Below are 22,372 nucleotides of genomic sequence, written 5' to 3'. Positions count from 1 at the left end.
CTTTTGATTTAGTTCAAAAGTGGCTTTTGTGTTTGTGGATTTTTATATTAGAAATTAAAATAAATTATGGTTTATTGCACAGCTTAGCCAAGCAATTATAAAAGTTTGGTCGACCTTTTCAAAGGTCGTGGGTGTGGGCAAAGCCCACAAATACTTTCCGTTTATGCAATCTAACGATAGTCAAACAGCTCGCTGTTTGGCGGCTTGAACACAACGGCGAAAGTCCTTTAATGCGATAGCAACAAGAAAGACATTCGATATATAATGAAAAGTTAATCATTTCTTTTATAAAAGGCTATCGCCTGTTTTAACAAACTTAGTTTTAGCACGCAAACAGCGTGGCTGTTTGCGCCTGATAAATTGTTATATCGGAAGAATCAAACCCGCAATTTTTGAAAAAATTGAGTAAACTTTTTTGTTTTTGAGAGGAGAATTTAGCGTTAGCTAAATTTCAATGCCCGACCGACACTCCGCTAAACCAATATTTAAATAAGCTGCAAATGTTACCCATTTTATCATTAAAATTATAAGTAACCATAAAAGTATTGTCAATACGATAGGGAATAGAAAATCAGGTGTGAGTGGAGGTTTATTAGCATTTTTAAAACTCTCCATTCCAATCATTGTAATTAATCCGGATAAACCTCCAATGCCAAGACTTATAGCCAGACTGATTGAAAGTTGTTTATAATTAATTTGTGTACACTTGACATATAGTTCTCTTCAAAAAAATGCTCCTGTTCTATTTTATGAACAGGAGCATTTTTTATTCGGGAATTAGAAAGTAAGGAGAATTAATAAAAAGATTTAAATAATTTATGAATTAAAATTACTGGTAATCGCAAACATTTACCCATGAGAGCAAGAATTCACGCTCTTCCTCTTTGCCCTTAACTGACTGAGAAGCAGCTACAATCGGTAACCATTCCTGTACATACTGGCGTGCAGTATCAGTCTTGTCACAGAATAACTTAATATACTTTTCAGCAAGTTCATCCTGCTTGTTAAGTTTAAATAAGAGATATGTTCTTGCAGCATCAGCAGAGCCGTTGCCTTGTGTTGCATGTGACCAGTCGAGAATATACGGTGTGCCGTCAGCAGTAATAATTATGTTACTTGGGTTAAAGTCACCGTGGCAAACCTTTGTATGCTTAGGCATACCGTGTAAACGGGTAGAAAGCTCATATCTTGTTGTAGCGTCAAGACCTGTTTCGGAAATTTTACGCTGCATTTTATCTTTAAGTTTGTTAAGTAATGGAGCTTTCTTTGATAAAACTTCCATCTGCAAATTTACAAATAACTCAAGATATTCGTCTGTCTTTTCAGGATTTTCTTCCATAAGTTGAGCAAGTGTTTTACCTTCGATGTAATCGGAAATGATTGCCCACTTTCCGTCAATTTTAGTTACTTCCTGTAAAGACGGAATATTAAGACCTGTTTCTTCTACACGAGCCTGATTAAGTGCCTCGTTGAGTATATCTGATTTTGGGAAAGATTCGTCAAAAACCTTAATGGTCTTATCGCCATCTTTATATATAACCTTATTCTTTCTTTCGGCAAGAATTGTTTCAAATTTCATTAAAGTCATTCCTTTCAATAAAAAACTAAGCAATTTCTCTTTTGCTTTGGTTATATTATACAACAACTTTATACTTAGGTATAGAGGTAAAATAACAGAAGTTTTAATAAATTCTTTGGTTAATTAGACAATATAATTTTACTGTTTTTGTATGAGTGAATAAAAAATAATTCCATAATTGAGCGTATATAACAAAAATTATGTTAAATTATTAACTAAACTATTGATAAAAACTTAACAATGTTTTGTGCACATTGACAATTTTTTAACGATAAATATTTAACAATTAAATTATGGTTTAGCAAATTGTTTCGACAGGTAATTATAAAAGTTTGGTCGACCTTTTCAAAGGTCGTGGGTGTGGGCAAAGCCCACAAATACTTTCCGTTTATGCAAGCTAACGATAGCCAAACAGCTCGCTGTTTAGCGGCTTGAACACAACGGCGCTAGCCTTTAAAAGTTGCGATAGCAACAAGAAAGCCATTCGATATATAATGAAAAGTTAATTATTTCTTTTATAAAAGGCTGTCGCCTGTTTTTTCAAACTCGGTGCAAGCACGCAAACAGCGTGGCTGTTTGCGCCTGATAAATTGTTATATAGGAAGATTTTATGGGCGCTGCCCATACCCGCAATTTTTGAAAAAATTGAGTAAACTTTTTTGTTTTTGGGAGGATAATTTAGCGTTAGCTAAATTTCAATCCCCGACCGACACTCCGCTAAACCATAATTTATAAAATAGCACCTAAAAAACTCCCCCGTGGGAAACCACGGGGGAGAAGTAACGAAATAATTTATCTATTAAACTGTCTCGCTGTTGTTGCCATAATAAGCATTGAGGTACATCTGCTTGATTTCCTTGAAGAGTGGGTATCTTGGGTTAGCGCCTGTGCACTGATCGTCGAATGCCTGCTCTGTCATATCGTCAAGTCTTGCAAGGAAGTCAGCTTCATCGATACCGTACTCCTTGATTGAGTTCTTAATACCAACTCTTGCCTTAAGGTCATTGACAGCCTTAATGAGGTTCTCAACGCTTTCAGCATCGTCCTTACCGCCAAGGCCGAGGAATCTTGCTACTTCAGCGTAACGAGCCTGTGTCTTTGGATGATCATACTGTGGGAATGTACCCATCTTAGCAGGAGTTTCTACAGAGTTGAAACGGATAACCTGCTCAAGCATAAGGGCATTAGCAATACCGTGTGGAATGTGGTGGAATGCACCGAGCTTATGAGCCATTGAGTGACATACGCCGAGGAATGCGTTAGCAAATGCCATACCTGCCATTGTAGCACCGTGAGCAACCTTCTCACGAGCAACAGGCTCATTCATACCGTTGTCATAGCAAGCCGGGAGATACTTGAAGATAACTTCAAGAGCTCTGAGTGCAAGACCGTCTGTAAAGTCAGTAGCCATCATTGATGCATAAGCCTCAAGTGCATGGCTGACAGCATCAATACCTGATGCTGCTGTAAGACCCTTAGGACCGCTCATCATATTGTTAGCATCTACGATAGCCATATTTGGCATGAGCTCATAGTCAGCGAGTGGGTACTTAACGCCTGTTTCCTGATCTGTGATAACTGCGAATGGTGTTACCTCAGAACCTGTACCTGAAGATGTTGGAACAGCGATGAAGTAAGCCTTTTCACCCATCTTAGGGAATGTGTAAACTCTCTTACGGATATCGCAGAAACGCATAGCCATATCCTGGAAGTCTGCTTCCGGATGCTCATAGAGAACCCACATAATCTTACCGGCATCCATTGCTGAACCGCCGCCGAGTGCGATGATTACATCAGGCTCAAACTTACGCATAGCCTCTGCACCCTTCTGAGCAGAGATAAGTGATGGATCAGGCTCAACATCAGCAAATGTTGTGTAAACAATGCCCATCTCATCAAGTTTATCTGTGATTGGCTTTGTATAACCATTCTTGTAAAGGAATGAGTCAGTTACGATAAATGCTCTCTTCTTACCCATAACATCCTTGAGTTCCTGAAGAGCAACAGGCATACAGCCTCTCTTAATATAAACCTTCTGTGGTGCTCTGAACCAAAGCATATTTTCTCTCCTCTCGGCTACTGTCTTAATGTTGATAAGGTGCTTGATACCTACGTTCTCTGAAACTGAGTTACCGCCCCATGAGCCGCAGCCGAGTGTAAGAGATGGTCTAAGCTTAAAGTTGTAGAGGTCACCGATACCACCCTGTGAAGATGGTGTGTTTACGAGAATACGGCAAGTCTTCATACGGCCTGCAAACTCGTCAATCTTAGCTCTATCGTTAACAGCATCAACATAGAGGGAAGATGTATGACCGTAACCGCCGTCAGCAATGAGCTGTTCAGCCTTAGCAAGTGCATCTTCAAAGTCCTCTGCCTTGTACATAGCAAGTACAGGAGAAAGCTTCTCGTGTGCAAACTCTTCGCTGATGTCAACGCTTTCAACTTCACCGATAAGAATCTTTGTTTCTTCAGGAACTGTTACACCTGCAAGAGCAGCAATTGTAACAGGCTTTTGACCAACGATCTTAGCGTTAAGTGCGCCGTTGATGATGATAGTCTTTCTTACCTTCTCTGTCTCTTCGTCGTTAAGGAAATAGCAACCACGAGCCTTAAATTCCTTTTTAACCTTTGAATAAATCTTCTTTTCAACGATAACTGACTGCTCTGAAGCACAAATCATACCGTTATCGAATGTCTTTGAGTGAATAATTGAGTTTACAGCAAGGAGAATATCTGCTGATTCGTCAATAATTGCAGGAGTGTTACCTGCACCAACGCCGAGAGCAGGCTTACCTGATGAGTAAGCAGCCTTAACCATGCCAGGACCACCTGTAGCAAGGATGCAATCAGCTTCCTGCATAAGCATATTTGTAAGCTCAAGGCTTGGAATGTCAATCCAGCTGATAATGCCCTCTGGAGCACCTGCAGCTACAGCAGCCTCAAGAACAACCTTAGCAGCCTCAATTGTGCTCTTCTTAGCACGTGGGTGTGGGCTGATGATGATACCGTTTCTTGTCTTTAAGCAGATAAGTGTCTTAAAGATAGCTGTTGATGTTGGGTTTGTTGTTGGAATAACTGCAGCGATAACACCGATTGGCTCTGCAATCTTCTTAATACCGAAAGATTTGTCCTCTTCGATTACGCCACATGTCTGAACATTTTTATAAGCATTGTAAATGTACTCAGAAGCGAAGTGGTTTTTGATAACCTTATCTTCAGCTACGCCCATGCCTGTTTCTTCAACAGCCATTTTAGCGAGTGGGATTCTCATCTTGTTAGCTGCGGATGCTGCTGCAAGGAAAATCTTGTCAACCTGTTCCTGTGTGTAGGTTGCGAAAATCTTCTGAGCTTCTTTAACTTTTGCTAAAGCTGCCTCAAAAGTCTCTGCGTTTTCTACGATCGGATACTCTTTTGTGCTCATTAAATCTACCTCTTATCTAGCATTTTGTATTTTATTCAGCAAAAAGCTGAAAATGGATGACTTATTCTTCAACAGCTTTAAATTCAAGCTTGTTGGTTTTTCCGTTGGTTTTTACATAGTTTTCTGCGTAAGAACCCTTTGGAGCATTTATTGTAACAGTGTTTGCGTTATCACAAACGCTGTATTCAGACATTTTAGTTACATTGGCAGGAATGTCGATTTCCGTAATGGCAGGGCACTGATAAAAAACATATTCTCTGATTTCTTCAAGACTGCCTGATTCGATAGTTACTTTTTTAACTCCCGAACCCTGGAAAGTGAAAAGACCAAGGTCTGTTACCGAACCCGGAACTGTAACTTCTTCAAGTGAAGTACAGAGGAAAAATACATTATTGCCTAATGTTTTAAGATTTTTGGAAAGTGTAACCGACTTAAGATTTGCACATGACTGGAAAGCATGACCCTCAATCTCAGTTACCGTATCGGGAATTGTTATACTCTCAATGTCCTTTTCGCTGAAAGCGTTAGGACCTATTGATGTTACTTTATAGTTGTTATAGGTATCCGGAATAACAATATTTTTTTCGTTACCTGTGTACTCTGTTACCATAAGCTCATTGCTGTTTACAATGTAATAACCAAAGCCGTTGTCTGTAAGGTCAGGCTTTGTAGCTTCAATGGTATAGCCGGGTTCGTTTTTATTCGAACAGCCACAGCCTGCAAGGCTGAAAACCATTGTTGCACACATTGCACCTGCAATAAGTGCGCATAATATTTTTTTCATAATTTGAAGGATCCTTTCAAACTTATACTGGTACTGATTTTCTAATTTTCAGTAATACCATTTTAACATCTTTGTTAAATATTTGTCAATGTTTTTTTCGTTTTTTTTTCGCTTTTTGTTACTTTTATCGCATTACATAATAAATTAGTATTGAGGTATGCTGTATTCTTACATATTCGACAAAATAATAAGAAATTATTTCTAATTACTAATTAAGAATAAAGGCTTAAATACTTGAATGTCTTTAAAATGGTAATTTAAAATACCATAAAAAAACAACTAATTTTCTAAAATTTTAAAATCAATTATATATAGATAAAAAATACATAAATATTATAGATAAATACTAAAAAATGTAAATAATGACAAAACTGTTGCTACTGTTATAATATTAACAATACTGTCTTGAAATTTAAAGCAAAAGTGCTAAAATATATGGTGGAAAATTTTTAATATTTCCTATATTAATATGTATAGGGAGAAGGGGCGCACTATGGATTTAATGCTTATTCTAAGAAATCTTGCCATTATCCTTGTTGCTGCTAAGCTTTGCGGACTTCTTGCCCGTAAGCTCAAAGCACCGCAGGTTGTTGGCGAAATCATTGCCGGCCTTATTATCGGACCTTCACTGCTTAACCTTGTAGTTAAGGACGATTTTATTTCAGGTATGGCAGAAATCGGCGTAATTTTACTTATGTTCTCGGCAGGTTTGGGAACAGACCTTAAGGAACTTGTAAAAACAGGACCTGTTGCATTGTTGATTGCTTTGTCAGGTGTTGCTGTTCCTCTTGTAGGCGGTATGCTTGTTTATATGGGTTTTGGATTCGGTACTCCGGATACACGGCTTTACGAAGGCATATTTATGGGTACTGTTCTTGCGGCAACATCGGTTAGTATTACCGTACAGGCTCTTAAGGAAATGGGACATCTGAAAGGAAAGGTCGGCACAACGATACTTTCCGCTGCTATACTTGACGATATTATAGGTATCATTCTTCTTACCGTAGTTATCGGCTTCAAGAGCCCTGATGTTTCACCTGTTGATGTTTGCATCAAGACAATTCTTTTCTTTGTACTTGCAATTGTACTTGGTTTTGCACTTTACTTCCTCTTTAAATGGATCAGCAAGCACTGGCCTCATTCAAGAAGAATTCCGATTTTCGGACTTGTTCTTTGTTTTGCGGCAGCTTATTGTTCGGAAGAATTCTTTGGTATTGCCGATATTACAGGTGCTTATGTAGCAGGTATTATTCTTTGTAACATCAATGATGCTGGTTATATTGAAAGAAAAATGGACATCAGTTCATATATGATCTTCGGACCTATTTTCTTTGCAAGCATCGGTTTACAGACAAGTTTTGATAACTTTAATATGCAGATATTATGGTTCTCAATCGCTCTTGTTGCTGTAGCTCTTGTAACCAAAATTATCGGCTGCGGCGGTATGGCAAAAATTTGTAAGTTCAATATGACGGATTCGCTTAAAATCGGTGTAGGTATGATGAACCGCGGTGAGGTTGCTCTTATTGTTGCGCAAAAGGGACTTGACGCAGGTCTTATGGACGCTAAGTTCTTTACAGCTGTAATCATTCTCATTATTGTTTCTTCAATTCTTACTCCTATCCTTTTGAAGGTTCTCTATGCAAAGTGGCCTGACAAAAAAGACAGTGTGATTGAAAACGAAAGGAAACTTGCTCAGGAAGGTGTAGGTGCTACTTACAATATTTCTGACAATGATTTCGAACATGATGAAAAATAATTTAATTATTACAAATTCAGCCGTACTCGTCAGAGTGCGGCTTATTTGTTGCCTCGTGTTTAATAAATAATTATATTTACATATTTACAATTATTTCAAAATGTTACAAAAATTTACTTGATTTGTAATCTAAATGTGAATTAAAATTCTGATATTGAATTATAATAGCGTTTTTATTGTGCTTTTTAACAAAAAAGGAGAGGAATGCTAAACAAGGGGTTGATTTTTTCTTGAATATCTGCTATAATTATTACAAATTTGTTAATAAGTGTAATTTTGATGTAATTATTACACCTGACACAATTTGGAGGTAATACAATGCAGCGAAGTAAGAAAATTGCTTCTGTGCTGTTGAGTGTAACAATGCTTTCGGGTGCGTGCGCAGTCGCAGGCAGTACTACAGCTCATGCATCAGGCACAGGTGCAGGTCTTGCAGAGTGGGCGCTCAATGCATATTACAGCGGTTGGAGCTATGTTTACGGCGGAGCTACTCCCGGTACCGTAGATTGTTCCGGTCTTATTTATTCCTATTGCGGAGGCAACGCAAGAGGCGGAGATTCACAGCTGTATGCATCAAGCGCAAGTGGATATGTCAGCAACGGTATTCCACGAATACACGGACTCGGTCTTCATATGGATGGTCATGTCGGTGTATATATCGGCGACGGTATGGCAGTTGACGCAAGAAACGATGACGAAGATGTATGCTATGACACCGTAGATTATATGGGGTGGACACAGTGGTACAAGGTAGGCGCTATTGACTACATAGAAAACGGTTGGGAAGAGTTCAACGGTGATTATTATTACTATGAAAACGGCGAATACATTGTAGATACATCAAGAACAATTGACGGCACTACATATTACTTTGATTCAAAGGGCAGATCAAGCAATACTCCGTCAGATCCGTCTTCTTCAAATTCTTCCGACAATTCTTCTTCAAGTTCAGATAACAACTCTTCAAACAACACGGTTGACGATTCTTCAACTGACAGCGACAACAGCAGTTCGACTGAAGAGGTAAAAGAAGAAACACCTACAGAGCCTGTTCTTTACAGAAACGGCGATGAGGGTGACGAAGTAACGAAGATTCAGGAAAGACTTAAGGAGCTTGGCTACTATGATGGCGAAGTAAACGGTAAGTTTGACGATGCAACAGAAGCAGCTTACATTCAGTTCCAGCAGGCAGCAGGAGTAGATGTTGACGGTATTTCAGGTACAGACAGAGATATTCTTTACTCGGAAGATTGTCCTACCTATGCCGATGTTCAGGCAAAACTTGCTGAACAGACACCTACATATCAGTTGGGCGATCAGAGTAACTCAATTCTCACAATTCAGAACAGACTTGCTATTCTCGGTTTCTTTAATGAAATAGCTACCGGCTACTTCGGAGAAACTACAGTACAAGCTGTTGAGGCATTCCAGCTTGCAAATAATCTTGAAGCTACAGGTATTGTGGATCAGGATACATATCAGGCAATGTTCTCGGCAACAGCACTTTCAAGCAACGGTTCCGCACTTGCTTCTACAGTAAGCTACACAGGTCCGTATGCAATGCCGCAGGTAGGTTCATCACAATTTGTTTTGCAGAATACACAAAATCAGGATTATACACATTCAGCCGCAGTTGTAGCGCAGGCTGCAAATAAGGTTACAAAGGCTGCACTTTCAAACACATCAGCCAATACACCTGCTATTATTTCGGCAGTTGTAAAGCGCAATCTTAATGTTGGTCTTTGGTTTGTGGTAGTTCTTGCTTTACTTTCGATTTTTGGCGGTGTATATATTATTAAAAATATTAAGGCTTCAAAAAAAGGCCGCCGTACAAGAGCGAGAAGCAAAAAAGCATATACAAGAGTAAAAACCGAGGCTCGTTACTGGTAAAAAATTAAGCCGTATCTTATGGTTGTCCATATGATACGGCTTTTGTATTGCAAAATACTTTACAGTGTGGTATTATTAACATAGGAAGTGATTATTATGGATAAAGATTTAATTAAAAGAATAAATGAACTTGCAAAGAAAAAGAAAACACTCGGACTTAATGCCGAAGAACAGGCAGAACAGAAACAGCTTTATGCCGTGTATCTTGCCGAAATCAGAGATCAGTTTGATAATACTCTCGATAATGTAAGTATTAAACAGGAGGACGGTTCGGTTGTTCCGTTTAAATCCGCCGCCAAAAAGAAAACAAAAGAAGATAATAAATCAGAATAATTTATATTTTATATCAATAATTAAAAATTTAGGTTCTATTCTAAATGCGGAATACTTTTTCAAAACAATTTTAACTGTGTGCTAAATCATAAATTAATTACAATTTTTGATAAAAAACAGGGTTGATTCTATTTTCTGAATCAACCCTGTAATTATTTTTATTAATCGTCAAGACAATTGTCAAGTCTTTCAATAATATTCTGCTTATCCATATGCTGACCGATAAATACAAGTTTTGTTTCACGGTCGCCGTATTTTTCATCCCAATGCTCTTCAATATCAGGATACTCTTTAAAGTATTTCTTCTGCTCGCTCTTAGGGAATGCAGCAAGCCATTTGCCGTTTTCTGTAGCGGTAATCTGTACGCCTGCCTGCTCAAATACATAGAGGTAATCTCTCTTGTCTTTATCGGAGAACCAAAGAATACCCTTTGCACGAACAACGCCCTTTGGCCAATTGTTTACAAATTCCTGTAATTTTTCCTGATTGAACGGACGGCGGCTGTGGTACACAAAAGTACAGATGCCGTACTCTTCGTCATCGTCACCGTGGTGGTGATGGTGGCAACAGTGACCGTGCTCGTGGTCGCAGTGAGAGTGATCTTCGTCATCATGATGATGGTGATGCTCATGCTCGTCCTCGTCGTGGTGATGATGTTCGTGTTCATCCTCATCATGATCGTGATGCTCGTTTTTCTCGTCTTCGTCCTTATCGTAAGCCTGTGCCCAGCCTGCTGAACCTGCAGTTTCTTCAAAGTCATAAAGATTTGTATTGAGAATGTCGCCAACGCTTACCTTACCGTAGTTAGCCTCAATAATTTTAGCCTTTGGCTGAAGAGTTCTGATCATAGCTTTAACTCTGCCGAGCTGCTCCTCATTTACCATATCAACTTTGTTGAGAATGATAGTAGAACAGAACTCAATCTGCTGAATAACAAGGCTTTCAATGTCTTCTTCGTCAACATCGTCTTTAAGAAGATTGTCGCCGCAGCCAAACTCTGTAGCCATTCTGAGTGCGTCAACAACAGTTACAATGTTGTCAAGACGGCAGATAGCAGGAGTGCCTTCCTCTTCGTCACCCTCAAGTACAGCAATAGACTGTGCAATAGGGAGCGGCTCGCAGATACCGCTTGCCTCAATGAGAATATAATCAAATTTACCTGACTTTACAAGTTCTGCAATCTGATTGATAAGGTCAACTTTAAGTGTACAGCAAATACAGCCGTTTGAAAGCGGAACAAGGTTGTCATCTTTTTGAGTAACAACGCCTGCTTTCTGAATAAGTTCAGCGTCAATATTAACTTCGCCTATATCATTTACGATAACGGCACATTTGTAGCCCTCCTGATTGCCGAGGACATGGTTGATAAGTGTAGTTTTACCGGAACCAAGATAACCTGTAAGAAGTGTTACAGGAATTGGAAGCTTTGGTTTTGCCATATATGTCATTTCCTTTCAAGAATAATTTTCTACGAATGGAATAATAGCACAACAGAATTATTTTGTCAAGTAGTTACGAGTTAGTTATGACTAATTAAGTTGATATTTTTACAATTATTAATAAAAATTACTATAATAAAAAGGAGAGAGGAAAACCTCTCTCCATAATATAATTATATCAGTTTTCCGGAACATTCGGAAGACCGTCAAAGCCTTTCTGGAGTTCCTCGTCTGTCGGAATATAGTCGCTCATAAGACCGTCGTTAAACTTCTCATATGCAAGCATATCGAAGTAGCCTGTACCTGTAAGACCAAAGAGAATAGTTTTTTCTTCGCCTGTTTCTTTACATTTGAGAGCCTCATCAATTGCAACTCTGATTGCATGGCTGCTTTCCGGAGCAGGGAGAATACCCTCAACTCTTGCAAATTGTTCTGCGGCAGCAAATACAGATGTCTGCTCAACAGAAGTAGCCTCCATAAGACCGTCGTGGTAAAGCTGTGAAAGTGTACTGCTCATACCGTGGTAACGAAGTCCGCCGGCATGGTTAGCGGACGGAATAAATCCGCTGCCGAGTGTGTACATCTTAGAGAGCGGGCAAACCTTGCCGGTATCGCAGAAGTCATATGCAAACTTACCTCTTGTCAAGCTTGGGCAAGATGCAGGTTCAACGGCAATAATTCTGTAATCAGCCTCACCTCTTAATTTTTCGCCTACGAACGGAGATATAAGACCGCCAAGGTTAGAACCGCCGCCGGCACAACCGATAATGATGTCAGGCTTAACATTGTATTTATCAAGAGCTTTTTTAGCCTCAAGACCGATAACCGACTGGTGAAGAAGTACCTGATTGAGCACACTGCCGAGTACATAACGATATCCTTCTGTAGAAGTTGCAACTTCTACAGCCTCGGAAATTGCACAGCCAAGACTGCCTGTTGTGCCCGGGTGCTCCTTAAGAATTTTTCTGCCGACTGCAGTATCTGTAGACGGGGAAGGAGTAACACTTGCACCGTAAGTTCTCATAACTTCTCTTCTGAACGGCTTTTGTTCGTAAGATACTTTTACCATATATACCTTACAATCAAGACCGAAGTAAGAACAAGCCATTGAAAGGGCGGTACCCCACTGGCCTGCGCCTGTTTCTGTTGTAACGCCTTTAAGACCCTGCTTTTTAGCATAATAAGCCTGTGCGATGGCAGAGTTTAATTTATGACTGCCGCTTGTATTGTTACCCTCAAACTTATAGTAAATCTTAGCAGGAGTACCGAGAGCTTTTTCAAGGAAATATGCTCTGATAAGCGGGGACGGACGGTACATTTTATAGAAATCCTGAATTTCCTGCGGAATATCTATGTATGCGTCTGTATCGTTAAGCTCCTGTGCTACGAGTTCTTTACAGAAAACAGGATAAAGCTCCTCTGCTGTCATTGGTTTTAATGTAGCAGGGTTAAGAAGAGGAGCAGGCTTGTTTTTCATATCTGCACGAACATTATACCATTGAGTAGGTATTTCACTTTCGTCAAGATAAATTTTATATGGAATCTTTGTATTTTCCATTGGCTTCAGCCTCCTAAATATCAATATTTATAATATTATAACATATTATTTGCCTCTTGTCATCACTTTTTATAGAAAATATTATTTCATAACATAATTAAAATAATTTTTTACGGGTATTTTACAAATAGGAGGTAAATAGCTTTACAAAAATTAACTAAACTAAGACCGTACTCAAAAGAAGTACGATAATTATTTGAGGAGATTATATTTATGAAAAAAACAAGTACAAAATTATTATCGGTATTAGCAGCAGGCGTAATTATGGCAAGTGCATTTGCAGGCTGCGGCGGCAATTCTTCATCAACAGCATCAGGCGACAACTCAAGCAATGCCGGTTCATCAAACACAAGTGCTTTTGATACAAGCAAATCACTTTCTGTAATTACAAGAGAGCAGGGTTCCGGTACTCGTGATGCTTTCGTAGAGCTTACAGGTGTTCTTGTTAAAGACGGCGACACAAAGAAAGATACGACAAGAACAGATGCAGTTACAGTAAACGGTACTGAGGCTGTTATTACTAATGTAAAGGGCAATGACGCAGCAATCGGTTACATTTCACTCGGTTCACTCAACGACAGCGTTAAGGCTCTTAAGGTTGAAGATGTTGACGCAACAGCAGAGAATGTAAAGTCAGGCGAATATAAAATCAGCCGTCCGTTTAACATTGCATATAAGGGTGACTTAAGCGGTGTTGCTAAGGACTTTGTAGATTATATCTTAAGTTCAGACGGTCAGGCAGTAATTTCTAAAGAAGGTTATGTATCTGTATCTGAAAATGCAGCATATGCAGGAACAAAGCCGGAGGGCAAAATTACAGTTGCAGGTTCTTCTTCGGTATCTCCTGTAATGGAAAAACTTATTGAGGCTTACAAGCAGATTAATACAAAGGCAGAAATCGAACTCCAGACATCAGACTCTTCGGCAGGTATGCAGTCTGCACTTGAGGGTACTTGTGACATCGGTATGGCATCAAGAGAACTTAAGGATACAGAAACAGCTCTTACATCAACAACAATTGCAAAAGACGGTATTGCGGTAATCGTAAATACAAACAATACTACAGAAAATCTCACAATGGATCAGGTAAAAGCTATCTACACAGGTGAAGCTAAGGTTTGGAGCGATATAACTAAATGAGATTAAGCAATATTAAAGAAAGGGCTATGCAGGGAGTTTTCTTCCTGACAGCCCTTGCCAGCATAGCGGCGGTTGTGCTTATTTGTATTTTCCTTTTCTACAACGGTGTTCCGGCAATGGCAGAAATCGGACTTTTTAATTTTATAGGCGGCACAGAATGGGCACCGACAAATGTTCCTGCAAGCTACGGAATATTTACAATGATTATCGGCAGTATATATGTTACAGCCGGTGCGGTAGTAATCGGTGTGCCGATCGGAATTTTAACAGCGGTTTTCCTTGCTCGTTTTTGTCCGAAACCGTTATATAAGGTTATAAAACCCGCAACAGAATTACTCGCAGGTATTCCGTCAATCGTTTACGGCTTTTTCGGACTTATGGTAATTGTACCGTTTATCAGAGATAACTTTGACGTCGACGGTTCAAGTTTGCTTGCGGCGTCAATAGTGCTCGGAATTATGATTTTGCCTACAATTATAGGCGTTTCGGAGTCGGCAATCCGTGCGGTGCCCGAAAATTACTACGAGGGTGCATTGGCACTCGGCGCAACAAGAGAGAGAAGTGTGTTCAAAACAATGCTTCCTGCCGCAAAGTCGGGTATTCTCGCAGGTGTTGTGCTTGGCATAGGCAGAGCTATCGGCGAAACTATGGCGGTTATCCTGATTGCAGGCAACCAGGTACAGATTCCTACATCACTTACGGACGGTGTAAGAACACTTACAGCAAATATTGTACTTGAGATGGGTTACTCAACAGGACTTCACAGACAGGCACTTATAGCAACAGGTGTAGTTTTGTTTGTGTTCATATTAATTATTACACTTTCAATGCAGGCAATTAAGAGCAGGAGTGAAAAGAATGGCTGATAACAATGAAATAAAGGCAATCAATAAAACAGGATTTGCCCAAAGATTAAGAGAATATAAAAGAAAGCCGCTCTCACTTGTTTTGTTTATATTGGTTGTACTTGCAGCGGCAATATCAGTGCTTGCTCTGGTATTTTTAATTGTATATATTCTTGTAATGGGTGTTCCGCATATTACACCGGAGCTGTTTGCATGGGAATATAACAGTGATAATGTATCCTGTATGCCTGCAATTATCAATACTGTTGTGGTAACTTTGCTTACCTTGGTAATTGCCGTACCGTTTGGCGTAGGTGCTGCGATTTACCTTGCGGAATATGCAAAAAGGGGCAACAAGTTTGTAAAACTTATCAGAACTATGGCAGAAACTCTTTCGGGTATTCCGTCGATTGTTTACGGTTTGTTCGGTATGTTATTCTTTGTAACTACTTTGCAGTGGCGACTTTCATTGCTTGCAGGTTCTTTTACACTTGCAATTATGGTATTACCGACAATTATGAGAACTACAGAGGAAGCTTTGCTTTCTGTTCCCGACTCGTACCGAGAGGGCAGTTACGGACTTGGCGCAGGCAAGCTGAGAACAATTATAAGAATAATTCTTCCGAGTGCAATTCCGGGTATTCTTGCAGGTATAATTCTTGCAGTCGGCAGAATAGTCGGAGAAACTGCGGCTCTTTTATATACATCGGGTTCGGCGTCGGGTCTTGCAAAAGGTCTTATGTCTTCGGGCAGAACGCTTGCTATTCATATGTATGTACTTGCAAATGAGGGATTGCATACAGATCAGGCTTGGGCAACAGCGGTTGTATTGCTTGTGCTTGTACTTTTAATAAATACGCTTTCGGCATTTATCGCCAAAAAGCTTACAAGTAAAAATAAGTAAGAGTGGAAGGAAAATAAATGGATAAGTTTACAATTAAGGATATGAACCTGTATTACGGCAAATTTCACGCATTAAAGTCTGTAAACTTTAATATGGAGGCAAACCGTATTACAGCTTTTATCGGCCCGTCGGGCTGCGGTAAATCAACGCTCCTGAAATCACTTAACAGAATGAATGATTTGGTTGAGGGTTGTAAAATTACAGGTGATATCCGTCTTGATAACGAGGATATTTACGGCAAAAATATGGATGTAAATGTTCTCAGAAAAAGAGTGGGTATGGTTTTTCAAAAAGCAAATCCGTTTCCTATGAGCGTGTATGATAACATAGCTTTCGGTCCGAGAACACACGGTATAAGAAGCAGAAGAGAGCTTGACGAAATCGTAGAGCAGTCTTTGAAAGATGCCGCTATCTGGGATGAACTTAAGGACAGACTTAAAAAGAGCGCACTCGGCCTTTCGGGCGGTCAGCAGCAGCGTCTTTGCATTGCAAGAGCGCTTGCGGTAAAGCCTGAAGTTTTACTTATGGACGAGGCAACATCTGCACTTGACCCTATTTCCACAGGTAAAATCGAGGAACTTTGTATGAAGCTTAAAGATAAATATACCATTATTATGGTTACACATAATATGCAGCAGGCAATGAGAATTGCTGATAATACGGCATTCTTCCTGCTTGGCGAAATGATTGAATGCACTGATACGGCTACCTTGTTTTCTACTCCAAAGGATAAGCGTACAGAGGAATACATTACAGGAAGGTTCGGCTAATGAGAGAGTATTTTGATTTGGAATTAAAAGCACTTAACGATAAACTCATTGAAATGGGCGCTTTGGTTGAAGGTGCAATAAAAAATACGATAACCATTATTACAAACGGCGAATACGATAAACTTGAAACATCAAGAATGATTGAAGAAAAAATCAATAAGATGGAGAGAGAAATACAAAACTATTGCTTAAATCTCCTTCTTTTACAGTCGCCTGTTGCAGGTGACTTAAGAACGGTATCTGCGGCTCTTAAGATGATTACCGACCTTGAAAGAATCGGCGATCAGGCTATTGACATTGCGGAAATGTCAACTTATTTGAAAGACTGCGAAAACATTTATTCAATGACTCATCTTTCTGAAATGGCAGAGCGTTCTTCAAATATGGTAACAACTGCTATTGACGCTTTTGTTAAAAAAGACTTGAAACTTGCAAAGACCGTAGCTACTATGGATGACGCAATTGATGACCTTTTCAATAAGGTAAAACAAGAGGTTATCGATATTATAAACGCAAACAAAGAACTTGATCAGCAGGCTATAGATGTTTTGCTTATTGCAAAGTATTTTGAAAAAATCGGCGACCACGCAGAGAACATCGGTGAATGGGTTGTGTTTTCAATTACAGGAAAGACAGTATAACCTTTGATGATTTTTGTTGCAAATCAAGACTATTGTGATATAATTAGGTTTAAGGCGGAAGTATGTCTGCCTTAAATCTATATCGGGGAGTTAGAATTATATGTTAATTTATATTGTAGAAGACGATACAGACATCAGGGAGCTTGAAACTTACGCACTGAAAAACAGCGGTTATGAGGTTAAAAGCTTTGGAGAAAGCAAGAGCTTTTTTAAAGCGTGTGCGGAAATAAAGCCGCAGCTTGTTATTCTTGATGTAATGCTTCCCGATTTTGACGGATTGTCTGTACTTGAAAAATTAAGAAAAGACAAGTCTACAAAAAATATTCCGGTTATTCTTGTTACCGCAAAGTCAAGTGAGATGGATAAGGTAAAAGGACTTGATATGGGTGCCGACGATTACCTTACAAAGCCGTTCTCCGTACTTGAACTTATTTCAAGAGTAAGGGCAATTTTAAGACGCTGTACGGTAGAAGAAAAGCCCGAAACCGTGGAACTTGGCGGAATTGTTCTTGACGATTCAAAGCATATTGTAACTTCAAACGGAGAACAGTGCAGCCTTACATATAAGGAGTACGAATTGCTCAAATATTTGCTTAACAATAAAGGTATGGCACTCACAAGAGAGAACATTATCATTAATGTTTGGGGTTACGATTTCGAGGGAGAGAGCCGTACGGTTGATATGCACATTACAACTCTAAGACAAAAACTCGGAGAATGCGGCAATCTTATTAAAACCGTGCGTAATGTAGGATACAAGGCAGGAGAATGATAAATGAAACTAAGAAAAATTCTTTTAAAAAGATTTATAATCACCGCTGGTGTATCCATTCTTTTGACGGCTGTTTTTTCAACAGCCGCTTTCTGGTTTATTTTTTCTTCTTCGGAAAAAACAACATTAAAAGATTATACAAATATAGCCGCAAATCTTTATAATAAAAACAGCAGCTATGAATTGCTGCACGATTTAAGTTCATCACGAATAAGAGTTACATTGCTCGACGGCAACGGAAATGTTCTTTTGGAAAGCGATGACGGCGTTGATGTTACAAAAATGGGAAATCACTCCAATCGTCCCGAATTTATAAATGCAATGAAAAACGGATACGGCGATGACAGCAGAAAATCAGAAACACTCGGCAATGTTACATATTATTATGCTGTAAAAACTTCAAACGGAAATGTTTTGCGATTGTCTGAAACTATGGAAAACGGCTACTCCATTTTTATGCACCTTGTTCCGATTTTGTTTGCCGTAATAATTATTGTATTTATTCTTTGCTGTGTGCTTTCAAAAAGGTCAACGAAAAAAATTATTGCGCCTATAGAAAATCTCGAAAGCAATGTTGACGGCAATCAATATGAAGAATTAAGTTCAATTTCCCGCACCATTTCAAGTCAGCAAAAGCAGATTAACAAGCAGGTTTCACGCTTACAGCTTGAAAAAGACAGAATAGACACGCTTATTCAAAATATGTCCGAGGGCTTTATAATGCTTGATATGGATAAGAATATGCTTATGTGTAATCATTCCGCTTCAAAATATCTCGGCACGGATTCAGAGGGCACTGTTGGCGAAAGTCTTATTTCATTTTCACGCAATGAGGTTTTGTGCGAATGTGTTGACAAGGCTTTCAGCGGTGAACGCAGTAGTAATGAAGGCAATATAAACGGCAGAGTATTGCAGATAATTGCAAGTCCGGTGTATTCCAACAGCGAACAAAAAGGTGTAATCTGTCTTATAATTGATATTTCGGCTAAACGAAAAGCCGAAAAAATGAGGCGTGAATTTACCGCAAATGTTACCCACGAGTTAAAAACTCCGCTCACTTCAATTTCGGGTTATGCGGAAATTATAGAAAGCGGAATTGTTGCACCGGAAGATATTGAAAGATTTGCCGGAAAAATTCATAAAGAATCAGGCAGACTGCTTTCTTTGATTGGCGATATTATAGAGCTTTCCGAACTTGACGAAAACACAAGACCCGTAAATTACGATAAGGTCGATTTGTCGGGACTTTCAAGAGAGGTAGCGGAAGATTTACATACAAATGCAAATAAACACGAGGTTGTCATTAAAGTTAATGCGGAAGATAAAATTTTAATAAACGGCAATCGTAACCAACTTTATGAACTTGTTTATAACCTTTGCGACAATGCGATAAGATATAACCGCAAGGGCGGAAATGTTACCGTTACTGTTAAAAAAGAGGACGAAAACGCCGTTCTCAGTGTTGCGGATACGGGAATCGGTATTCCGTTAAAACATCAAAAACGAGTTTTTGAGCGCTTTTACAGAGTTGACAAAAGCCGTTCTAAAGAAACCGGCGGTACAGGTCTTGGACTTGCAATTGTAAAACATATTGCCGAAAGACATGACGGTACTATTACATTAAAGAGTAATGAAAACGGTACGGTATTTACATTTAAAGTAAAAGCATTGTAAAAATTATAAAATGTACTTTTAGCAAAATTAAATATTAATATTTAATATTACGGCTGCGTCTTGTTTAAGTCTTACTTATAAACAGGGCGCAGTTGTTGTTGTGTAAAAAACTTTACATAGATTTTACAAATGCAAAATAAAACTTTGACTTAATACTAATATCATTACAAAGGAAAAGGAGAGTTTAGGGATATGGATATTTTTTCGATTCTTCAGCTGTTGAGTGGCTTGGCACTCTTTTTGTATGGTATGAATACAATGGGTGACGGCCTTGAAAAATTCTCGGGCGGTAAACTTGAAAAAACTCTTGAAAAAATGACTAACAATACTTTCAAGGGATTTTTGCTCGGTGCAGCCGTTACAGCTGTTATACAGTCATCATCCGCTACTACGGTTATGGTAGTCGGCTTTGTAAACTCCGGTATTATGAAGCTAAGACAGGCAATAGGAATTATTATGGGTGCTAATGTCGGCACAACAGTTACAGCGTGGATTTTGAGCCTCTCGGGTATTGAGGGCGACAGCGTATTTATGCAGCTGCTTAAACCGACATCTTTTTCTGCTGTTTTCGCTTTTATAGGCATAATTCTTATTATGTTTACAAAGAGCGACAGTAAGAAAAACCTTGCGTCTATTCTTTTGGGATTTGCAATTTTAATGTTCGGTATGGATTCTATGAGTTCTGCGGTAGCACCTCTTTCTGACGATCCTAACTTTGCAAATCTTCTTACAGTCTTTAATAACCCTGTATTCGGTATTATTGCAGGTGCATTGCTCACAGCAATTATCCAGAGTTCAAGCGCATCGGTCGGAATATTGCAGGCACTTTCAAAAACAGGTGCGATTACATACTCAATGGCAATTCCGATTGTAATGGGTCAGAATATAGGTACTTGCGTAACTGCCTTGATTTCTTGTATAGGTGCAAAGAAAAACGCTAAGCGTGCTGCTTTGGTACACCTTTATTTTAATATTATAGGTACACTTGTAATTTGTGCGCTGTTCTACGGTTCAAATTTAATATTCCAATACGGATTCCTGGACGATGTGGTTGCCGAGGCAAATATCGCTGTTATCCATACAGCATTTAACATTGCAGCAACAGCTATGTTACTTCCTTTTACACGCCAGCTTGAAAAACTCGCTTGCCTTACAATTAAGGATACGGAAGAAGAAAGTGAAGCACCATTCCTCGACGAGCGTTTCCTCAACACACCTTCACTTGCAACAGACCGTGCTTTAAATGTTACGGAAAAAATGGCAAGACTTTCGGAGGGTACACTTCTCGGCGCACTTGAAATGGTTGGTAATTATAACGAAAAAGCGGCTGACACCCTTTCTGAAAATGAAGACACAATTGATATGTACGAAGATGTAATTTCGACATATCTTGTAAAACTAAGTCAGAAAAATCTTTCTGAAAACGACAGTAAAAGTGTTCAGAGAGTTTTGCACGGTATAGGTGATTTCGAGAGAATCAGCGACCACGCAATGAATATTGTCGGTGCCGCAAAAGAAATTGAGGAGAAAAAAGCGGTTTTCTCCGAAGGGGCTATGGCGGGTCTTAATGTTATGATGGACGCTATAAAAGAGATTATAAATAATGCAACGCTTGCATTTATCAATAACGATGTAAAACTTGCGGCGAAAGTTGAACCTCTTGAACAGGTTATTGACCGCATCAGAGATAAACTTAAAGAGGCTCATGTTAAGCGTCTTACAAACGGCGAATGTACAATAGAACTCGGATTTATTTTCTCTGACCTTATTACAAGTATGGAAAGAGTTTCCGACCATTGTTCAAACATTGCGGTCGGTGTTATTGAAATCAACAACAACGGCTACGATGCACACGAATATTTGCACGAACTTAAAAATTCCGATGATATTCAGTACAACGCAGACTATAAGGAATACAAGAAAAAATATGCACTTCCCGCAGCTGCTTTGAAAAAATAATTTATTTAACCCACAGCAAATTTCAGCTGTGGGTTTTTTATTATGCAGATGACAAAATGCGAATTTTGTGTTATTATATATTATTATGATTATTATTGAATAGGAGTAGATTAGTTTGGCAAAAGCGGTCCCGCTTTTTAGCGGCAGTAAAGGTAACAGTTATTTTCTGGGTACGGCAACACAGGGCGTGCTGATAGACGCAGGTCGTTCATGCAAACAGATTGAAAATGCATTACTTACAAATTCAATAGATCCACGCATAATAGGTGCGGTATTTATTACCCACGAGCATACAGACCATTGCAGTGCCGTAAAAGTGCTTGCATCACGCTATAATTTTAAGGTGTATGCAAGTCAGGGTACACTTGAGGCGCTTGAAAGGGCAAATCGTCTGGATAAACGCTTTGAAACCGAGGTTATCGAAAACGAAGTTGCGGTAGGCGATATGCTTATTAAAAGAATCGATACTCCGCACGATGCCGCAGAGAGCTGTTGCTACAGTGTTACGCTTGCAGACGGAAAGACTGCCACAATAGCAACTGATATGGGATATATGACCGATGATGTAAGAAATGCCGTTGCACACAGCAATTTTGCGGTTATTGAGTCAAACCACGATGTTGATATGCTGAAAAACGGCCCGTATCCGTTTGTACTCAAAAAGCGAATACTCTCTAAATACGGTCATTTGTCTAATCCCGATTGTGCCGCCGAGCTTGCGGGACTTGTGCAGTCAGGTACTTTAAGACTTATGCTCGGTCACTTAAGTGAGCAAAATAATACTCCGTCAATAGCGCTTAATACAGCTGTAAACGAACTTTCAAAGTACGGAATGAATAGGGGAATAGATTATACTCTCGATGTAGCGCCCGTAGAAACTAATGCTAAATCGGTAATTTTTTAA

17 protein-coding genes are annotated in these 22,372 nt (G+C 39.2%); 12 read left to right on the top strand and 5 right to left on the bottom strand.

Features of this window, described 5'->3' with window-relative positions; genetic code table 11:
• Nucleotides 1–829: 829 nt before the first annotated feature.
• The 3 genes from H8R91_RS11125 to H8R91_RS11115 all read right to left on the bottom strand — a co-directional run bounded on the left by H8R91_RS11125 (nt 830) and on the right by H8R91_RS11115 (nt 5,784).
• Nucleotides 830–1,579: a phosphotransferase gene (locus tag H8R91_RS11125; protein WP_186936291.1), complete on the bottom strand. Its 750-nt coding sequence runs from the start codon at nt 1,577–1,579 to the stop codon at nt 830–832.
• A 799-nt stretch (nt 1,580–2,378) separates the two neighbouring features.
• Nucleotides 2,379–5,000: a bifunctional acetaldehyde-CoA/alcohol dehydrogenase gene (gene adhE, locus H8R91_RS11120; RefSeq protein WP_186936289.1), complete on the bottom strand. Its 2,622-nt coding sequence runs from the start codon at nt 4,998–5,000 to the stop codon at nt 2,379–2,381.
• Between the two features lie 61 nt (nt 5,001–5,061).
• Nucleotides 5,062–5,784, bottom strand: coding sequence for a leucine-rich repeat domain-containing protein (locus H8R91_RS11115; protein ID WP_186936287.1), 723 nt, complete (start codon nt 5,782–5,784; stop codon nt 5,062–5,064).
• Nucleotides 5,785–6,277: 493 nt separating this feature from the next.
• On the opposite strand from H8R91_RS11115, the gene H8R91_RS11110 reads away from it, so the two are divergent.
• The 3 genes from H8R91_RS11110 to H8R91_RS11100 all read left to right on the top strand — a co-directional run bounded on the left by H8R91_RS11110 (nt 6,278) and on the right by H8R91_RS11100 (nt 9,766).
• Entirely contained in the window at nt 6,278–7,543 is a 1,266-nt protein-coding gene (locus H8R91_RS11110) for a cation:proton antiporter (protein ID WP_186936286.1), read from the top strand.
• A 318-nt stretch (nt 7,544–7,861) separates the two neighbouring features.
• Nucleotides 7,862–9,433 (top strand): peptidoglycan-binding protein, encoded by a 1,572-nt coding sequence (locus tag H8R91_RS11105; protein ID WP_186936283.1) that lies wholly within the window; start codon nt 7,862–7,864, stop codon nt 9,431–9,433.
• Nucleotides 9,434–9,529: 96 nt separating this feature from the next.
• Nucleotides 9,530–9,766 carry a DUF896 domain-containing protein gene (locus H8R91_RS11100; protein WP_186936282.1) on the top strand — a complete coding sequence of 79 codons (237 nt, stop codon included), beginning with the start codon at nt 9,530–9,532 and terminating at the stop codon, nt 9,764–9,766.
• A 161-nt stretch (nt 9,767–9,927) separates the two neighbouring features.
• Here H8R91_RS11100 and H8R91_RS11095 read toward each other — a convergent pair whose 3' ends face one another.
• Together H8R91_RS11095 and H8R91_RS11090 are read right to left on the bottom strand one after the other, a co-directional pair.
• Complete coding sequence (locus H8R91_RS11095; RefSeq protein WP_186936280.1) at nt 9,928–11,205, bottom strand: CobW family GTP-binding protein; 1,278 nt, start codon at nt 11,203–11,205, stop codon at nt 9,928–9,930.
• Nucleotides 11,206–11,383: 178 nt separating this feature from the next.
• Nucleotides 11,384–12,763: a TrpB-like pyridoxal phosphate-dependent enzyme gene (locus H8R91_RS11090; protein ID WP_022234597.1), complete on the bottom strand. Its 1,380-nt coding sequence runs from the start codon at nt 12,761–12,763 to the stop codon at nt 11,384–11,386.
• Nucleotides 12,764–12,976: 213 nt separating this feature from the next.
• Here H8R91_RS11090 and H8R91_RS11085 point away from each other — a divergent pair, with 213 nt between their 5' ends.
• The 9 genes from H8R91_RS11085 to H8R91_RS11045 all read left to right on the top strand — a co-directional run bounded on the left by H8R91_RS11085 (nt 12,977) and on the right by H8R91_RS11045 (nt 22,372).
• A complete protein-coding gene (locus tag H8R91_RS11085) occupies nt 12,977–13,903 on the top strand; it encodes a substrate-binding domain-containing protein (protein ID WP_186936278.1) in 927 nt (308 codons plus the stop codon).
• Nucleotides 13,900–14,769, top strand: a complete 870-nt coding sequence (pstC, locus tag H8R91_RS11080; protein ID WP_186936276.1) for a phosphate ABC transporter permease subunit PstC — start codon at nt 13,900–13,902, stop codon at nt 14,767–14,769. The genes H8R91_RS11085 and pstC overlap by 4 nt, the downstream gene beginning before the upstream one ends.
• A complete protein-coding gene (pstA, locus tag H8R91_RS11075; RefSeq protein ID WP_186936275.1) occupies nt 14,762–15,652 on the top strand; it encodes a phosphate ABC transporter permease PstA in 891 nt (296 codons plus the stop codon). Before pstC ends, pstA begins: the two co-directional genes overlap by 8 nt.
• A 17-nt stretch (nt 15,653–15,669) precedes the next feature.
• Nucleotides 15,670–16,422 carry a phosphate ABC transporter ATP-binding protein PstB gene (gene pstB / locus H8R91_RS11070; protein ID WP_022234601.1) on the top strand — a complete coding sequence of 251 codons (753 nt, stop codon included), beginning with the start codon at nt 15,670–15,672 and terminating at the stop codon, nt 16,420–16,422.
• On the top strand, nt 16,422–17,063 hold the full coding sequence (gene phoU, locus H8R91_RS11065) for a phosphate signaling complex protein PhoU (protein ID WP_186936273.1): 642 nt from the start codon (nt 16,422–16,424) through the stop codon (nt 17,061–17,063). Before pstB ends, phoU begins: the two co-directional genes overlap by 1 nt.
• Before the next feature lie 100 nt (nt 17,064–17,163).
• Nucleotides 17,164–17,835 carry a response regulator transcription factor gene (locus tag H8R91_RS11060; RefSeq protein WP_022234603.1) on the top strand — a complete coding sequence of 224 codons (672 nt, stop codon included), beginning with the start codon at nt 17,164–17,166 and terminating at the stop codon, nt 17,833–17,835.
• Nucleotides 17,836–17,838: 3 nt separating this feature from the next.
• Nucleotides 17,839–19,509: a sensor histidine kinase gene (locus H8R91_RS11055; protein WP_186936271.1), complete on the top strand. Its 1,671-nt coding sequence runs from the start codon at nt 17,839–17,841 to the stop codon at nt 19,507–19,509.
• A 192-nt stretch (nt 19,510–19,701) separates the two neighbouring features.
• Nucleotides 19,702–21,468, top strand: a complete 1,767-nt coding sequence (locus tag H8R91_RS11050; protein WP_186936269.1) for a Na/Pi cotransporter family protein — start codon at nt 19,702–19,704, stop codon at nt 21,466–21,468.
• A 115-nt stretch (nt 21,469–21,583) separates the two neighbouring features.
• Nucleotides 21,584–22,372: an MBL fold metallo-hydrolase gene (locus H8R91_RS11045; protein WP_186936267.1), complete on the top strand. Its 789-nt coding sequence runs from the start codon at nt 21,584–21,586 to the stop codon at nt 22,370–22,372.

Source organism: Ruminococcus intestinalis (assembly GCF_014288065.1).
GTDB classification, from domain to species: domain Bacteria; phylum Bacillota; class Clostridia; order Oscillospirales; family Acutalibacteraceae; genus Ruminococcoides; species Ruminococcoides intestinale_A.
The sequence above is the reverse complement of the archived record's forward strand: the minus strand, read 5'-3'. Positions and strand labels throughout refer to the sequence as shown.

Coding starts and splice junctions, on each gene's coding strand:
- H8R91_RS11125 (WP_186936291.1), bottom strand. CDS start 1,579: ATGAAATTTGAAACAATTCTTGCCGAAAGAAAGAATAAGGTTATATAT.
- adhE (WP_186936289.1), bottom strand. CDS start 5,000: ATGAGCACAAAAGAGTATCCGATCGTAGAAAACGCAGAGACTTTTGAG.
- H8R91_RS11115 (WP_186936287.1), bottom strand. CDS start 5,784: ATGAAAAAAATATTATGCGCACTTATTGCAGGTGCAATGTGTGCAACA.
- H8R91_RS11110 (WP_186936286.1), top strand. CDS start 6,278: ATGGATTTAATGCTTATTCTAAGAAATCTTGCCATTATCCTTGTTGCT.
- H8R91_RS11105 (WP_186936283.1), top strand. CDS start 7,862: ATGCAGCGAAGTAAGAAAATTGCTTCTGTGCTGTTGAGTGTAACAATG.
- H8R91_RS11100 (WP_186936282.1), top strand. CDS start 9,530: ATGGATAAAGATTTAATTAAAAGAATAAATGAACTTGCAAAGAAAAAG.
- H8R91_RS11095 (WP_186936280.1), bottom strand. CDS start 11,205: ATGGCAAAACCAAAGCTTCCAATTCCTGTAACACTTCTTACAGGTTAT.
- H8R91_RS11090 (WP_022234597.1), bottom strand. CDS start 12,763: ATGGAAAATACAAAGATTCCATATAAAATTTATCTTGACGAAAGTGAA.
- H8R91_RS11085 (WP_186936278.1), top strand. CDS start 12,977: ATGAAAAAAACAAGTACAAAATTATTATCGGTATTAGCAGCAGGCGTA.
- pstC (WP_186936276.1), top strand. CDS start 13,900: ATGAGATTAAGCAATATTAAAGAAAGGGCTATGCAGGGAGTTTTCTTC.
- pstA (WP_186936275.1), top strand. CDS start 14,762: ATGGCTGATAACAATGAAATAAAGGCAATCAATAAAACAGGATTTGCC.
- pstB (WP_022234601.1), top strand. CDS start 15,670: ATGGATAAGTTTACAATTAAGGATATGAACCTGTATTACGGCAAATTT.
- phoU (WP_186936273.1), top strand. CDS start 16,422: ATGAGAGAGTATTTTGATTTGGAATTAAAAGCACTTAACGATAAACTC.
- H8R91_RS11060 (WP_022234603.1), top strand. CDS start 17,164: ATGTTAATTTATATTGTAGAAGACGATACAGACATCAGGGAGCTTGAA.
- H8R91_RS11055 (WP_186936271.1), top strand. CDS start 17,839: ATGAAACTAAGAAAAATTCTTTTAAAAAGATTTATAATCACCGCTGGT.
- H8R91_RS11050 (WP_186936269.1), top strand. CDS start 19,702: ATGGATATTTTTTCGATTCTTCAGCTGTTGAGTGGCTTGGCACTCTTT.